Origin of the sequence: Kutzneria sp. 744 (assembly GCF_000568255.1) — a bacterium.
In the GTDB taxonomy this organism is placed as follows: domain Bacteria; phylum Actinomycetota; class Actinomycetes; order Mycobacteriales; family Pseudonocardiaceae; genus Kutzneria.
The window spans coordinates 3545204-3560625 of the sequence record NZ_KK037166.1; the positions used below are offsets into that span (position 1 = coordinate 3545204).

A 15422-nucleotide genomic window follows, 5' to 3' on the forward strand; every position below is an offset into this window, starting at 1 on the left:
CGACTACATGCTCAGCGTCGACGACCCGGCGGACAAGGCCGACGCCGAGGACATCATCAGGTGGTTGCTGGCCACCGACAAGTACGGCAACAAGAACGCGATGGCCCGCCGCCTCGGGATCATGTACATGATCTGGAACCGCCAGATGTGGCGGGCCTACGACTCGCCCGACCAGTGGCGGCCCTACGCGGGGCCCAACCCGCACACCGACCACATCCACTTCAGCCTGAGCTGGGCCTTGTGCCAAGGAGCAGACGTCCTGGTGGACCGCGCCCGAGGTGAGCCAGGAGCCGCGGGGTCCGCTGTACAACCGCACGCGCTGGGCTTTTGGCACCTGGGAGCAGCGCCACCAAGGTCGACGGCAATGTGAACCTGATCGACACCGCCGCCGCGAGTGTGCCCAACAGCAACATGTACGTGTTCAACGTCGTGAAGGGCTCCGGCATCTGGTACCGCGGTCGGACCGCCGCCGGCGTCTGGGCCGGCTCGGCCACCCAGATCGACACCAACCCCAACATCACCGCTGTCGTCGCCACCGGGCCTCAACGACGGCACCTTTGCACGTCTTCGCCATCGTGCCGGGTCAGCGGCGTCTGGCATCGCGACCGCGCCGTCGACGGCACCTGGTCCAACGCCTCGCTGGTCGACAGCAACCCTTACAGCGTGGCGATTGCGGCCACTGCGCTGCCCAACGGCACCATCTCGCTGTTCACCACGATCCCCGGCAGCGGCATCTGGACCCGGGCCCGGGCCACCGACGGAACCTGGGCTGCCTCGGCCACGCACGTCGACTCCAACCCGTACATCACCTCGGTCGCCGCCACCAGCCTTCCGAACGGCACCGTGCACCTTTTCGCCGTCGTCCCGGACAGCGGCGTCTGGTACCGCAGCCGCACCGCCGGCGGGACCTGGGCCGCCGCCGCCGACCTGATCGACACCAACAGCGCCATCCTGTCGGCCTCCGCCGGCAGCCTGCCCGACGGCACCCTCCACGTCACCACTGTCGTGCCGGGCAACGGCATCTGGGACCGCACCCGCTCCGCGGCCGGCGCCTTCACCAACGCCACGCGCATCGACACCAACAAGGACATCTTCGCCACCTACACCACCGGCTTGAACAACAGCACCGTCCAGGTCGGCGGGCTCGTCAATGCGGCCTGACCTCCCTGCGCGGCAAAGGAATTCCCTCATGAACAGACAGATGACCGGACGGCTGCTCAGATCCGCCGCCGCAGCCGTCATCACGATCAGCGTCCTAGCCGTCCCGGCCCTGGCCACAACTTCCGGCCCTTCGGACGTCGCGGCGCCCTTGGCCGGCCTCCCGACCCTGCCGTGTGATCCTCAGGGGGCCAACAGCCGCGACGGCCAGCTGGCGGCGACCCTGAACGGCGAGCTGACCGGGACGCTGGCCGACAGCATGACCGCCTACCGGACGTCCTGCGCCCGCGTGGTCGTGAAGGCCGTCCATGACCGTGGACTGTCGGAACGGGCGGCGGTCATCGCGATCACCACCACCATCGTGGAGTCGACGCTGAAGAACGTCGACGGCGGCGACGCCACCAGCATCGGCCTCTTCCAGCAGCAGAACGGTTGGGGCAGCCGGGAGAACCGGCTCAAGCCCGTCTGGGCGGCCAATGCCTTCCTCGACGCGATGGAGCACGCCTACCCCGGCGGCTCCTGGCAGACCGCGCCGATCGGCGACGTCTGCCAGGAAGTCCAGCGCTCCGGCCACCCCGACCGGTACGCGCCGCAGGCGGCTGACGCGCAACGCATCGTCGCCCGCCTGTGGGACGACCAGCCCGTCGACGAGGCCGCCCGTGGTCCACTGTGGAACCGAACGCGGTGGGCCGCGGGCACTTGGGACACCAGCGCCACCAAGGTCGACGGCAGCATGAGCCTCACCGACACCGCAGTGGCCAGCGTGCCCAACAGGAACATGTACGCCTTCAACGTCGTCAAAGGCTCCGGCATCTGGTACCGCGGCCGCACCGCCGCCGGCGTCTGGGCCGCCTCAGCGACCCAGATCGACACCAACCCCAACATCACCGCTGTCGCCGCCACCGGCCTCAACGACGGCACCCTCCACGTCTTCGCCATCGTCCCCGGCTCCGGCGTCTGGCACCGCACCCGCGCCGTCGACGGCACCTGGTCCAACGCCGCCCTGGTCGACACAAACCCTTACACCGTGGCAATCGCCGCCGCAGCACTCCCCAACGGCACACTGTCGTTGTTCACGGCCGTCCCCGGCAGTGGGGTCTGGGTCCGTGACCGCGCCACCACCGGAACCTGGGCTGCCTCGGCCACCCACATCGACTCCAACCCGTACATCACCTCGGTGGCCGCCACCGGCCTGCCCAACGGCACCCTGCACGTGTTCAACCTCGTGTCGGGCAGCGGCGTCTGGTACCGCAGCCGAACCGTCGGCGGGACCTGGGCCGCAGCAGCCGACCCCATCGACCTCAACGACTCGGTCAGTTCCGTCTCCGCCGCTGGTCTCCCCGACGGCACCCTCCACGTCACCACAGTGGTCCCGGGCAACGGAATCTGGGACCGCACCCGCTCCGCGGCCGGCACCTTCAGCAACGCCACCCGCATCGACACCAACCCGAAGGCCTTCGGCACCTACACCGCCGGCCTCAACAACGGCACCCTCCAGATCGGCGCCTTGATCGACGTCACGTAGCCGGCACCGAGCGGCGGTCGCGGGCACCACCCGCCGACCGCCGCTCCGCTATCGACGCGACTCCGGCGGCACGTACTCGAACGACGGCCCCGCAGTGGTTTTCCCGTCCCCGGTGGGCATCCTCATCAGCGCCGTGGCCTGCGCCTTGATCACGTACATGTGGCGCACCGCCGCACCCATCTGCGTCGGGTCTCCGTTGAACGTCTCGTGCAGCAGGTACAGCAGCAGGCTGTAGGCGTTGTTGAACTCCTCCTGCGCCTGCCGAATCGGGCTGCCTACGGGGTAATCAGCAATACGAGGGTTGGGCCGCATGGGCTGCACCCCGTCGTAGTCGACGCTGATCGCTTCGCCCGTGGGCCCGCTCTGCGGCGTGTCCCCACTCCGATAACGCCGACCGTGCTTGAGCTCTTGGAACCGGTAGAAGTGCGCCACTTCTTCCCGATCCGGATGGAAGACGTCCCGATCCCCGTCCCACACCTCCGTCCGGGCCGCCCCTTCCCCTTGTTCCACGATCTCCGCCAGCGCCGCCAGCCCCGACTTCAGGTCCGTCACCGGGAAGACCCGCCCCGCCCCTCCCCGGAAGTGCATCTCCCCCACCTGCCGGCCCGGATCCCCGGTGAAGACCGCCTCTTCCCCCAGCCTCTCGCACAGTTCCCGCAGCCCGCTCTCGATCGCCGCGTAGAACTGCCCGATCGTCCGATACCTGTCCCCTTGCTCCGGCGCATCCGCCGACGCCGGCCGTTCGATCGCCAGAAAGAGCTCCAGCGCCTCCGCCCCGAACGGCCTCAGGTGCACCAGCACAGACCCATCGCTGTGCGGCAGCGGATGCGGATACCTCGGCAGCATTTCCGCACTGTCCAGCCTCGGCTCCCCGCCCACCGCGTTCAGCAGGTTCGCCGCCAGCGCCAGGTGCAGCATCTCCTCGATGAACACGCTCCCCACCACCCGCGCCACCTCGGGATTCCGCTCCTCGTCCACCGAGTACAGCGCGCACAGATACGGCGGGATCGTCGAGTGCTCCAATTCCACCGCCCACTGCAAATGCCTGCGCAGCTCCTCCACCGTCTCCATCAGCCACCCCAAGTCTCGCCGTCCCGACATCCCTCGTCGCCCAGCTAAGACAGCACCCACCCACCACCTGTGACACATCACTTGGGGTCAAACAGCCAGCAAGACGCCAAACGGCACCCCACCGACCCGAAGGCGCAGCCGAGCCCGGGGGCGTGGGGGCGGAGCCCCCACATCGGGGGTCTGGGGGTCGCCCCCCAGAAACGACGACGACCGACGCGGTCCGCGCTTTCTGCGGACACACGTCGGCCGAGGGCGTGGGCGCAGTAGGTTTCGAACCTACGACCTTCCGCTTGTAAGGCGGATGCTCTCCCACTGAGCTATGCGCCCGTGACTCCCGGGCCGGCATCGGCCGGCCCGGGGTCATGGTCTCACGTCACAGTGCCTTCAAGGCGCGCTTCCACTGGTCCTGGTCGCGGGGCTCGCCGGGCTGGTTGGCCTCGGCGAAGCGGATGACGCCTTGCGTGTCGATGAGGAACGTGCCGCGCAGGGCCATGCCGGCCTTGTCGTTGAAGACGCCGTAGGCCTGGGCGGTGGCGCCGTGCGGCCAGAAGTCGGACAGCAGCGGGAAGGTGTAGCCCTCCTTCTCGGCCCAGGCTTTCAGGCTGAAGGGGGTGTCCACGGACACGCCGATGACCTGCACCTGGTCGTTCTGGTACTCGGCCAGGTCGTCGCGCACCTGGCACAGCTCTCCGGTGCAGACACCGCTGAAGGCGAACGGATAGAACACCAGCAGCACGTTCTTCGCGCCGCGGAACGACGACAGGGTGACTTCCTCCCTGTTGGCGTCCCTGAGCGTGAAGTCAGGGGCCTGGGTACCGACTTCCAGCGCCATGCTCGCGTTTCCTCCCGGTGGGCTCGGCAGTTGCCCGCCAAGCCTAGGCCACCGGTCGGCGAGGTCAGCGCTTGGTCTTGGCCGACTTCGGCGACACGAGCTTGATGCCCGCCCAGTCCTCGCCGACGCTCGCGTTGAGCGTCTGGGCCAGTCCGGCGGTGGGCACCGCCTCGGCGATGTCGCTGGGCTCCACGTAGCCGGTACGGCCCGTCTTCGGGGTGAGCACCCAGATGACGCCGTCCTCGGCCAGCGGCCCGGTCACGTCCATCAGCGTGTCGACCAGGTCGCCGTCACTTTCTCGCCACCACAGCAGCACGACGTCGACGACATCGTCCGACTCCTCGTCGAGCAGGTCACCGCCGATCCTCTCCTCGATCGCGGCGCGGACGTCGTCGTCGACGTCCTCGTCCCAACCGATCTCCTGGACCACCATGTCCGGCTCGATCCCGAGCCTGTCGGCGACGCCGACCTTGCCAGCGTCTCCCGCGGCCACCACGGCTTCCACTCCTCCAAGCTATGCCAAGAGCGGCGACTGGGCAGTCGCCGCACCTGTATTCAACACCGGTCGCGGCTAGCGAACACTGAGGGTGGCCACCTGCGCAACCACCCACACCGTGACACACCGAAGACGACCCCGGGATCCGACCCCGCTTTGCCACCCGTTCGGGGCATCAGGCAAGCTCTACTTACCTCCTATACGCGCGCGCGAGCAGGCTACCGATCGGTAGCACGGACTGATGGCGACCAGCCAGCGCCGAATGAGGGAGGATGGACGTGAACGAGTCGACACACCAGGCGAGGAGACCCCTTGGCCCCGCAGAGCAACGGCGCTGGCAACGCGAGCACCCCGGAGCGGGTCCGGGTCATCCGCGACGGCCTCGCCGCCCATCTCCCGGACATCGACCCCGATGAGACCGCGGAGTGGCTTGAGTCCTTCGACGGCGTGCTGAAGGGCGGCGGGCAGCAGCGTGCCCGCTACCTGATGCTGCGACTGCTGGAGCGAGCCCGGGAGAGCCGGGTGGGCGTGCCGTCGCTGACCAGCACGGACTATGTGAACACCATCCCCACCGAGCAGGAGCCGTGGTTCCCCGGCGACGAGGAGACCGAGCGCCGGTACCGGGCGTGGATCCGCTGGAACGCGGCCATGACGGTGCACCGGGCGCAGCGGCCGGGCGTCGGCGTCGGCGGCCACATCTCGACCTACGCGTCCTCGGCGACGCTGTACGAGGTCGGCTTCAACTGGTTCTTCCGCGGCAAGGACCACCCGGGCGGCGGTGACCAGGTCTACTTCCAGGGCCACGCCTCCCCCGGCATGTACGCCCGCGCCTTCCTGGAGGGCCGGCTGTCGGCCGAGCACCTGGACGGCTTCCGCCAGGAGTACTCGCACGCCGGGCCGGGCGGCGGCCTGCCGTCGTACCCGCACCCGCGGCTGATGCAGGACTTCTGGGAGTTCCCGACGGTCTCGATGGGTCTGGGCCCGATGAACGCGATCTACCAGGCGCGGTTCAACCGCTACCTGCGCGACCGCGGCATCAAGGACACGTCCGACCAGCACGTGTGGGCGTTCCTGGGCGACGGCGAGATGGACGAGGCGGAGTCGCGCGGCCTGATCCACGTGGCGGCCAACGAGGGCCTGGACAACCTGACCTTCGTGATCAACTGCAACCTGCAGCGCCTGGACGGCCCGGTCCGCGGCAACGGCAAGATCATCCAGGAGCTGGAGTCGTTCTTCCGCGGCGCGGGCTGGAACGTCATCAAGGTGGTCTGGGGCCGGGAGTGGGACTCCCTGCTGCACAGCGACCGCGACGGCGCGCTGATCAACCTGATGAACACCACGCCGGACGGCGACTACCAGACGTACAAGGCCAACGACGGCGCGTACGTCCGCGAGCACTTCTTCGGCCGCGACCCGCGGACCAAGGAGATGGTCGCGGCGATGAGCGACCAGGACATCTGGAACCTCAAGCGCGGCGGCCACGACTACCGCAAGGTGTTCGCGGCGTACAAGGCGGCGCAGGAGCACAACGGCCAGCCCACGGTCATCCTGGCCAAGACCATCAAGGGCTACGGCCTGGGCCCGCACTTCGCCGGCCGCAACGCCACGCACCAGATGAAGAAGATGACCCTGGAGGACCTCAAGCTCTTCCGGGACGAGCTGCGCATCCCGATCACCGACGCCGACCTCGAGCGCGACCCGTACCTGCCGCCGTACTTCCACCCGGGGCCGGACTCGCCGGAGATCCAGTACGTGCTGGAGCGGCGCCGCCAGCTGGGCGGCTTCGTGCCGGAGCGGCGCGGCAAGTCCAAGGCGCTGGTGCTGCCGGGCGACAAGGTCTACGACACGATCCGCCGGGGCTCGGGCAAGCAGGAGGTGGCCACCACCATGGCCATCGTCCGGCTGATCAAGGACCTGATCAAGGACCCGGAGATCGGCGGCCGGATCGTGCCGATCATCCCGGACGAGGCGCGGACCTTCGGCATGGACGCCATGTTCCCGTCGCAGAAGATCTACAACCCGCACGGGCAGCTCTACACCTCCGTGGACGCCAAGCTGATGCTGGCGTACAAGGAGAGCGAGCACGGCCAGATCCTGCACGAGGGCATCAACGAGGCCGGCTCCACGGCGTCGTTCACCGCGGTGGGCACCTCGTATGCCACCCACGGCGAGCCGATGATCCCGATCTACATCTTCTACTCGATGTTCGGCTTCCAGCGGACCGGTGACGGCCTGTGGGCGGCCGCCGACCAGATGGCCCGCGGCTTCGTGCTCGGCGCCACCGCGGGCCGCACCACGCTGACCGGCGAGGGCCTGCAGCACGCCGACGGGCACTCGCTGCTGCTGGCGGCGACCAACCCGGCGGTCGTGGCCTACGACCCGGCGTGGGCGTTCGAGATCTCGCACATCGTCAAGGACGGCCTCCGCCGCATGTTCGGCGACAACGCGGAGAACGTCTTCTACTACCTGACGATCTACAACGAGCCGGTGCAGCAGCCGGCCGAGCCGGAGAACCTGGACGTCGAGGGCCTGCTGCGCGGTCTGTACCGCTACGCGACGGCCCCCGGCGCCACCGGCCCGCGGGCGCAGATCCTGGTCTCCGGCGTCACCATGCCGGACGCGGTGAAGGCGCAGGCGCTGCTGGCCGAGGAGTGGGGCGTGCAGGCCGACGTGTGGTCCGCCACCTCGTGGGCCGAGCTGCGCCGCGACGCCGTCGAGGTGGACCGGCACAACATGCTGCACCCCGAGGCCGAGCCGCGGGTGCCGTACGTGACGCAGGTGCTGTCCGAGGCGGCCGGCCCGGTCGTGGCGGTGTCGGACTACATGCGCGCGGTGCCGGACCTGATCCGCCCGTGGGTGCCGACGGACATGGTGTCGCTGGGCACGGACGGCTTCGGCTTCTCCGACACCAGGCCGGCGGCGCGGCGCCACTTCCTGGTGGACGCGCAGTCGATCGTGGTCGGCGTGCTGACCGCGCTGTCCCGCCGCGGCGAGATCGACCACGACAAGGTGGTCGAGGCGACCCGCCGGTACCGGCTGGACGACCCGCAGGCCGCGGGCCCGTCGACCACGGACTCCGGCGCCGCCTGACCCGCCTGCTGATGTCAGGAAGGGCCCCTTACTCTCGTTCAACGCGAGTAAGGGGCCCTTCCTGACGGTGAACGCCAGAATCGGTCCCTTGATCTTGGGGGGACGGTCTGATGTTGCGGGTGGAAGGGCTGAGCAGAGGGTTCAGCGGGCTGCTGGTGCTGCACGAGCTGAGTTTCGAGCTGGCGCCCGGGGAGGGCGCGGCGGTGGTGGGGCCGAACGGCTCCGGCAAGACGACGCTGCTGCGGTGCGTGGCCGGCACCGATCTGCCGGACGCCGGGCGGATCACGATGAACGGGTTCCCGGTGCTGGAGACGTCGCCGGACACGCGGGCGGCGATGGCCTGCGTGCTGGACGACGTGGACTTCTTCCCGGACCTGTCGGTGGGCGAGCACCTGGCGCTGTGCGCGCTGGCCCACGGCGCGCCGGTGGAGATCGTCGAGCCGGTGCTGGCTGAGCTGGGCATCACCGAGCAGCGGGACCAGCTGCCGGCGACGCTGTCGTCCGGTCAGAAGCGGCGGTTGGCGCTGGCCAGCTGTTTCGTGCGGCCGCGGTCGCTGCTGGTGCTGGACGAGCCCGAGCAGCGGCTGGACGTCGAGGGGCGGGCCTGGCTGGCGTCGCGGCTGAACGCCGAGAAGGCCAACGGGGTGTCGGTGCTGATGGCCTCGCACGACCCGGAGCTGATCGAGGCCGTGGCCGACGTGTACATCGAGGTCGGGCTGTGACTGTGGTCACGGCTCGGGCCGTGCGTTCGGAGCTGCGGAACATGCGGCGGCGCCGCAACCCGCGCTCGATCTTCCGGCGGCTGTACGACTTCTCCGACACCGCGCTGTACCTCGCCATGGCCGGCGGGCTGGTGACCGAGGCCGTGATCAAAACCCGGTCGGCGCCCGCGCTGTCGGTGGCCCCCACCCCGCACACCGCCGCGACCGTGTCGTGGATGGCCGTGGCGATCGCTGTGGCGGCCGTGGCCGCGTTCGGGCAGGCGCTGCTGGCAGTGGGGCCGATCTGGGCGGGTTCGGCCACTCAGACGTGGATTCTGGCCAGTCCCGTCGACCGGCGGTCGGCGCTGCTGCCGACGTACGTGCGGACGCTGCTCATCGCCGGGGTCGGCGGGGCGCTGCTGGCCGGCGGGCTGACGGCGATCTACCCGCCGTGGCTGGTGAACCTGCTGTCGAACGGCATCAGCGGGTTCCTGGCGGCGGTGATCCTGGTCGCCGTCACCATCGAGGCTCAGACCCGGGCTCGGGCGGTGCCGTTCGCGGTGCTGCTGGGTGTCGCGGTGGTGATGGGCGGCGTCGTGGCGTTGCAGCTGGACGTGCCGAGCCTGGCCGTGTCGATGGATCTCGTGCCTCGTGTGCTGGCGCTGCCGGCGTTGTTGGCCGTGCGGGTCGGATGGGTGGCGTTGCGGCGGCTGCACCGCGGCGCGCTGTCCGCCGGCACCGATCTCGTGCAGGCCGCCGCCGTTTCCTCGGTGTGGCTGGACCTGTCGCTGGTGTCGTCGGCGTTGATGCTGCGCCGGGCCCGTCGCATCGGCCGGGTTCGTTCGGTACGTCTGCGCGGCAGCCGGGCCTTCGCGTTCGTCCTCGCCGATGTGGCCCGCCTGCGGCGGTATCCCGCCACCATCGCCGTGTGGGTGGCCCTGCTGCCGGTGCCGTTCTTCGCCGCCGTGTCGTTGCCGCCCATCGCCGTCGGGCCGGTGCAGCTGCTCTTCGCCTACGCCGCCGCCGACCGCTTCGCCGGCGGCCTGCGCACCATCAGCGGCTCCCCCGCCCTGCGTCGGTCCCTCGGCGGCACCGACGGCGAGTTGAAGGCCATCCACCTGACGCTGCCGGCCGTCGGGGCCGTGGTCTGGTGCGCGCTGACCTCCTTCGCCCTGCCCCTCGCGCCATCGGTGACGACCGTCATCTCCGCCGCCGGGGCCGTGGTCGTCGTCTATGCCATGGCCACCCGCAAGCCCATGGACTACGGCGGCGGCGCCATCTTCGACACCGGCTTCGGCGTCGTCCCGGTCAACCTCATCCGCCAGCTCGTCCGCGGCCCCGCCATCCTCGTCGGCCTAGCCGCCCTCCAACTAATAGCCACCCAGTAACCCCCGCGAGTCCCGCTTAGCGTCACACCGAAATGCCGAATCCGTTTCACACATTCGGTGTGACTGTGGGCGGGGACTCGCGGGGGTCAGTGGAGGCCTAGGGAGCGGAGCCAGTGGGGGTTGGCGCCGTCGACGGTGAGGAGGGCGGCCAGGACGCCGCTGGCGCCGGTGAGCAGGGTCTCGTCCAGCGACGGGAGCAGGTCCAGGCGTTCCAGCAGGTACGCCCGCATCAGGTCCCGCAGGCCGGCGGCGCCGGTGACGCCACAGCGGGCGAAGGCGTCGGCGATGAGCAGGACGCCGGCGGCGCCGTGACAGATGCCGAGGCGGTCGGCGTCGCGGCCGTAGAGGTTCACCTCGGGATCGAAGGTCTGGCACAGGATCCGCACCAGCCGCACGGCATCGGCCCGGGCGCCGGCGGTCCACAGGGCCCAGGCGATGCCGGGAATGCCGTAGCACCAACCCTGCCGGCGTTGGTCCACAAAGGACTGCTCCAGCAACCGCGAGATGAGATCCGGCTGCGGCGACACGAGGAGCACGCCGGCGGCCCCATGGGCAAGGCCGGTGTCCTCGCCCGCGAACCACACCGGCTGCGGGTAGCCGGCCAGGCAGGCGCCGACCGCGCCGGAGACCAGGTCGAACTCCTCGAACCGCCGCTCCCACAGCCAGCCGGAAACCCGTTGCGACAGGCGGGAAACGGGCGGATGCATCGCCGCGAGCAGTTCCAGGCCGAACAGGGTGCCGGCCATGCCGCCGTGCAGGCCGACGCGAGGCATCGGTCGCACGGCGGCATCGAGCCAGTCGGGCACGGCGGATCGCACGGCGGCCCGCACCGTGCGATCCGACGAGCCGGCCAGCAGCGTCGCGAGCACGCACGGACCCAGGTCCGGCGAGCCCGCGGCGCGACTCAGCAGTGCCAGTGACTCATGTCGCAGCCGACGAGCGAGCAGATCGCCGAGTCCGGCGCGCGGCCCTCCGGGACGACATCGGTCATCCGGGTGTCCAGTTCCTCGATGAGGCGGTCCAGTTCGGTGACGGCCAAGACGGATTCCATCCACTTTCCCCTTCCTGATTCCCCACCGCGACGGCGGTGGTGGCTCGGCGGTGCGGCAGCCTCAGCAGCAACTGGCCCGCAACGGGCTCGCCGCGGTCGTCCCGCAGCGGCAGGTGGTCCGGACCGGGCAGCATCTCCTCGACGACGATCTCGTCGGGCGAGAGCCGGGAAAGGTCCCGCAGTGCCGCCAGGCTGTGCAGATCTACCGGCCGCGGCCGGAGGCCGGCCGCCCGTGCGAACACGAAGCGCGGCAGGTCGAGCGCGGCCAGGTCGTGGACGTTCCGCGGTGTGGGAATTCGCCAATGTCGGCCGGAGAGCACAAGGCCGCCGGCGATCTCTATGCGTGGCAGGAAATCCCGCTCCGGGAAGGCCGCCATGCGGTTGCCGAACGAGATCGACGGGCCTCGCGGCGCGGCGGCGGTGAGCAGGGCGACGACCAGTCCCCACGGCCCGATCGGCGTACGAGTCGCGTGATACATGGGCCACAACACCGCGCCGGACGGATCCTCGGCGACGATCCGGTTGTCGACCCGACGGAGGGTGATCCGGTCCAGCGGCAGATATCGGCCAGCTGCGGGCAAGTAGCTCGAATGATCGGCGTCACCGGTCCATAGTGGACAGTACGAGGGTCTTCGCACGGCATTGGCGGCACGGTCGTCCAGCGGCGGCACGAGGATCTCCACGAGCTGGGCGCCCTCGCCCGATGCCTTGCGAGACAGGAATTCCCGGTAGGAACGGACCTGTGGCGGCTCGCCGCCGAGTTCCGTCAGCGCGGACGCGAAGCGGGCGTCCACCACGCCGGCCGGGGCGATCGCCTCCAGCACGGCCAGCTCGACACCCTGGGCCATCGGCCGGACCAGGCAGTCCAGCGGCCACTCCGGCAGCTCGGCCGGCGGCAGGCCCATCTCGTCGAGCAGGTGCGGCGTCAGGACTTCGGGCAGGTCCGGCGATCTTCGCCGTTCGGACGACTCCGTCGGCGCGCCGGCCATGAACTCCGCCACGAGATCGGTGAGGGATCTTGGCGCGGAGCCGATCAACGACAGCACCGGATGGTCGGCCGGCCGCGGCAGCACGTCGACGAGCCGCAACGCCTGCAGGGCAAGGGAACTGGCCCGAGCAACGAAGTCGACCGGCACGGGGCCTTCGACGGACCGGTAGACGTCGACGAAGCCGTCGAGGGGAACGGTCCAGCTCGATCGCGGCGGCCGGGACAGCTGGAGCACACCCAGATCGACCAGGTGCTTCAGGAAACCCCGCAGCACATCGCCGGCATCCGGGGCCAGGCGGCGGATCAGCTCGTCGAGGTCGTGCACGCCGTCCGCCAGCACGTTGCGGATCGCGTCCAGCAGCGGCGTCCGCCGGACCTCGACCACGCGGGTCACCGACCAGCAGCGCAGGCGGTCCCCGTCGACCCAGGTCAGGCCGTTCAGAGTGATCGTGGAGCCGTCGAGGCCGGCCTGTCTTCGGTCGGCGTTGATGTTGCTCACCCACTGCGCCGAGCACGCCCCGACCGACGGCCACGCCGCCGTCTCCGCCACCTCGGCCGAACCGACGTGGGCGAGGTAGCCGCGTGGGGTCGGCTTGGCGGCGCCCCGGGCGATCATGCGCAGCAGGTGCTCCGACCGCTGCCGCAAACGCTTGCCACCCCAGTTTTCCTCGGCCTCGACCCGCCGCGAGAGCTCACCGACCAGGTCCGGCACGGCCCACGTCACGGCCTCGTCGACCTGCGACCAAGGCAGCCTTCGTAGCCGCTCACGCTCCCGGTCGATGCCTTCGTTCACCGCCGCCCGCCGCAGTTCGAGCGCCATGGACCAGGCCACCGCACGGGACAGCTCCGGCATCGCGGTCGACACGGGACGGCCGTTGTGCAGGGCCCGGCGCAGAGCCAGCAGCTCTGCCCGCTCCTCGGCCTCGGGGATCACCGTGCCGAGCCAGTCGGCCAGCGAGCGGGCGTACGCGGCGTACTCCGCCTCCTCGGCCAGCAGTTCTCGCAGGTCGGCGACCAGTTCCGGGTTGCCGGCGGCGGTCCACAGGCGCATCGGCAGCCCGGCCACCCGCAGCAGCACGCTCATGTGCTCGCCAGCGCTTCGGTGATCAGGGCCTGCCTCGCGGCGCTCAGCCGAGCCCGGTTCCAGTGAAAGACCACGTAGTAGGGCGCGACCTCGGCGGCGTCGACGCCAACCCGCTCCAGCGCCACCCGCCAGCTCCGCGCCGCAGGCTCGACCGGCGCTCGCGTCGTCTCCCACACGGCCCGCAGCTCCGCGCAGGCCACCTCGACCGACCGGTCCTTGAGCGGCACCCGCCGGCCGCAGTTGTCCCGCACGCGCGGCCACGCCTGGCAGCACAGGCCGAGCCCGCCGAACACGGATCGCAGCAGCCGCATGGACACCAGCCACGCCGGCAGCACCGGTCGCGCGTGATGATCCAGCCAGGCCACGGAATCCACCGTGAACAGGCGGTGCACGTGGTGCATCGACGCCGATCCGCCGAACAGGGCCGCCTCGGGTTCGTACACGCCGGGCACGATCCCGTCGACCAGGCCGTCCTCGCGCCAGCGCCGGGCCAGCCGGTTCGTCTCGGCCCGCACCCACGACTCGCGGCCGGGCGCGGCGGCGAACCGGACCCGCAGGCCGGGCGGCTTGTGCATGAAGAAGAAGTCGGTGATCCGGTCGCCCGCGAGCATCTCTCGCACTGCCACCAGAAGTTCGCCGTAGAGACCGGTTTTCGGCCCGCTCAGGCCCCATTGCGTCCACGTCGGCGCGGCCGTGTCGCGCAGCGCGGCCAGGCCGCCGGCCAGGAAGGTGAGCCTTTCTTGCTGTGACAGCACAGTTTCACCTCCGCCCGGCCGGGTTCCTCCTCGACGTTAGGCGAACTTCGCGAGTTGTCCACAGGTGGTCAGTCGAAGGTGTGAACGGGTCTAACCTGTCGCTCATGGTGACCGGACAACCCTGGGAATGGCCGGAAACGGCCTGGCGGCAACAGGTCGGCCGGGTGCGCGCGGGCCGCAGCCTGCGTCCCGACCACTGGCCGGACGGGCGGCAGGCGGCGGTGGCGCTGTCCTTCGACTCCGACCACGAGACGATTCCGCTGCGGGACGGGGAATTCAGCCCCTGCCAGCTGTCACAGGGCGAGTACGGCAGCCGCGTCGCCGTGCCGAAGATCCTGGAACTGCTGGCCGCACACGGAATTCCGGCCACGTTCTTCGTGCCGGCGGTGTCCGCCCTGCTGCATCCGGCCGACATCGGGGCGTACGTGGACAACGGGCACGAGGTGGCGCTGCACGGCTGGATCCACGAGCGCAACACCGCGCTGCCGCCCGGCGTCGAGCGTGACCTGGCGTTCCGCGCCGCCGACACGCTCGAACGGCTGAGCGGAACGCGGCCGGTCGGGCTGCGGACGCCGTCGTGGGACTTCAGCGCGGACACCCTGGCCGTGATCAGGGAGCTGGGGCTGCGCTACGACTCGTCGCTGATGGCCGACGACGACCCGTACGAGGTGATGGCCGACGGCGAGCCGACCGGGCTGGTGGAGATCCCGGTGGAGTGGATCCGCGACGACGCCCCGTTCTTCCCGCGCGACCCGACCCGGCCGAGTGTGCCGCCCCGCCAGATCCTGACCGTCTGGCGGGACGAGTTCGACGCGGCCTACGCCGACGGGGGCCTCTTCCAGCTCACCATGCACCCGCACGTGATCGGGCACCGGTCGCGGTTCGTGGCGCTGCGTCAGCTGGTCGAGTACATCACCGGGCACAACGTGTGGTTTGCGTCACATGCCGACGTTGCCGACTGGTGTCTGCGCGGGTGAGGCCTGGGCGACCGCCTTGGCGCTTCGGGTCCAGTCCCGCCAGCCCTTGATCACCAGGGCCGTGAACACGATGTAGACGCTGGCGCTGAAGTACAGGCCCGACGCGATCTGCAGCGGCACGCCGATGGCGTCGACCAGCAGCCAGACCAGCCAGAACTCGACCAGGCGCAGTCCCTGGGCGCCGTAGGCCACGGCCGTGCCGATGAAGATCGCCGCGTCCGGCCACGGCGCCCAGGACGCGTCGGTCGCGGTCAGCAGCAGGGCCATGCCGACCGTGCCGACGACCAGGACGGCGGCCAGCGCCCC

The 15422-nt window shown here is 70.3% G+C and carries 14 protein-coding genes and 1 tRNA gene; 7 read left to right on the forward strand and 8 right to left on the reverse strand.

Annotation, left to right across the window (positions count from 1 at the left end):
• Positions 1-7: 7 nt before the first annotated feature.
• From KUTG_RS53480 to KUTG_RS53485, 3 genes are read left to right on the forward strand one after another with little or no spacing between them, the layout of a single operon-like run.
• On the forward strand, positions 8-370 hold the full coding sequence (locus KUTG_RS53480) for a hypothetical protein (protein ID WP_052394626.1): 363 nt from the start codon (positions 8-10) through the stop codon (positions 368-370).
• Positions 367-1161, forward strand: a complete 795-nt coding sequence (locus tag KUTG_RS15825; protein ID WP_052394628.1) for a hypothetical protein — start codon at positions 367-369, stop codon at positions 1159-1161. The genes KUTG_RS53480 and KUTG_RS15825 overlap by 4 nt, the downstream gene beginning before the upstream one ends.
• Before the next feature lie 28 nt (positions 1162-1189).
• Positions 1190-2683 (forward strand): PLL family lectin, encoded by a 1494-nt coding sequence (locus KUTG_RS53485; RefSeq protein WP_157494563.1) that lies wholly within the window; start codon positions 1190-1192, stop codon positions 2681-2683.
• A gap of 48 nt (positions 2684-2731) precedes the next feature.
• Here KUTG_RS53485 and KUTG_RS15840 read toward each other — a convergent pair whose 3' ends face one another.
• The 4 genes from KUTG_RS15840 to KUTG_RS15855 form a co-directional block, all read right to left on the reverse strand.
• On the reverse strand, positions 2732-3754 hold the full coding sequence (locus KUTG_RS15840) for a ferritin-like domain-containing protein (RefSeq protein WP_198047186.1): 1023 nt from the start codon (positions 3752-3754) through the stop codon (positions 2732-2734).
• Between the two features lie 255 nt (positions 3755-4009).
• Positions 4010-4081: transfer RNA gene (locus tag KUTG_RS15845), tRNA-Val, on the reverse strand.
• 46 nt (positions 4082-4127) lie between these two features.
• Positions 4128-4586: a peroxiredoxin gene (locus KUTG_RS15850; protein WP_043717704.1), complete on the reverse strand. Its 459-nt coding sequence runs from the start codon at positions 4584-4586 to the stop codon at positions 4128-4130.
• A 64-nt stretch (positions 4587-4650) separates the two neighbouring features.
• A complete protein-coding gene (locus tag KUTG_RS15855; protein ID WP_043729525.1) occupies positions 4651-5082 on the reverse strand; it encodes a DUF3052 domain-containing protein in 432 nt (143 codons plus the stop codon).
• Between the two features lie 312 nt (positions 5083-5394).
• On the opposite strand from KUTG_RS15855, the gene aceE reads away from it, so the two are divergent.
• The 3 genes from aceE to KUTG_RS15870 all read left to right on the forward strand — a co-directional run bounded on the left by aceE (position 5395) and on the right by KUTG_RS15870 (position 10261).
• Positions 5395-8172 carry a pyruvate dehydrogenase (acetyl-transferring), homodimeric type gene (aceE, locus tag KUTG_RS15860; protein WP_043717706.1) on the forward strand — a complete coding sequence of 926 codons (2778 nt, stop codon included), beginning with the start codon at positions 5395-5397 and terminating at the stop codon, positions 8170-8172.
• 110 nt (positions 8173-8282) lie between these two features.
• Entirely contained in the window at positions 8283-8894 is a 612-nt protein-coding gene (locus KUTG_RS15865) for an ABC transporter ATP-binding protein (protein WP_043717709.1), read from the forward strand.
• Positions 8891-10261, forward strand: a complete 1371-nt coding sequence (locus KUTG_RS15870) for a DUF6297 family protein (protein WP_043717712.1) — start codon at positions 8891-8893, stop codon at positions 10259-10261. Before KUTG_RS15865 ends, KUTG_RS15870 begins: the two co-directional genes overlap by 4 nt.
• Positions 10262-10347: 86 nt before the next feature.
• Here the strand turns inward: KUTG_RS15870 and KUTG_RS15875 are convergent, their stop codons facing one another.
• The 3 genes from KUTG_RS15875 to KUTG_RS15885 form a co-directional block, all read right to left on the reverse strand.
• Complete coding sequence (locus tag KUTG_RS15875) at positions 10348-11130, reverse strand: lanthionine synthetase LanC family protein (protein ID WP_052394634.1); 783 nt, start codon at positions 11128-11130, stop codon at positions 10348-10350.
• Between the two features lie 118 nt (positions 11131-11248).
• Positions 11249-13384: a lantibiotic dehydratase gene (locus KUTG_RS15880; RefSeq protein WP_052394636.1), complete on the reverse strand. Its 2136-nt coding sequence runs from the start codon at positions 13382-13384 to the stop codon at positions 11249-11251.
• Positions 13381-14139: a thiopeptide-type bacteriocin biosynthesis protein gene (locus KUTG_RS15885; protein ID WP_052394638.1), complete on the reverse strand. Its 759-nt coding sequence runs from the start codon at positions 14137-14139 to the stop codon at positions 13381-13383. Before KUTG_RS15885 ends, KUTG_RS15880 begins: the two co-directional genes overlap by 4 nt.
• A 104-nt stretch (positions 14140-14243) precedes the next feature.
• Here KUTG_RS15885 and KUTG_RS15890 point away from each other — a divergent pair, with 104 nt between their 5' ends.
• Complete coding sequence (locus KUTG_RS15890) at positions 14244-15116, forward strand: polysaccharide deacetylase family protein (RefSeq protein WP_043717713.1); 873 nt, start codon at positions 14244-14246, stop codon at positions 15114-15116.
• On the opposite strand, the gene KUTG_RS15895 is transcribed toward KUTG_RS15890, so the two are convergent.
• Positions 15078-15422: nicotinamide mononucleotide transporter family protein (locus KUTG_RS15895; RefSeq protein WP_043729530.1), on the reverse strand; the 345-nt coding region annotated here is incomplete at its 5' end. The two genes, KUTG_RS15890 and KUTG_RS15895, sit on opposite strands and share 39 nt — an antisense overlap.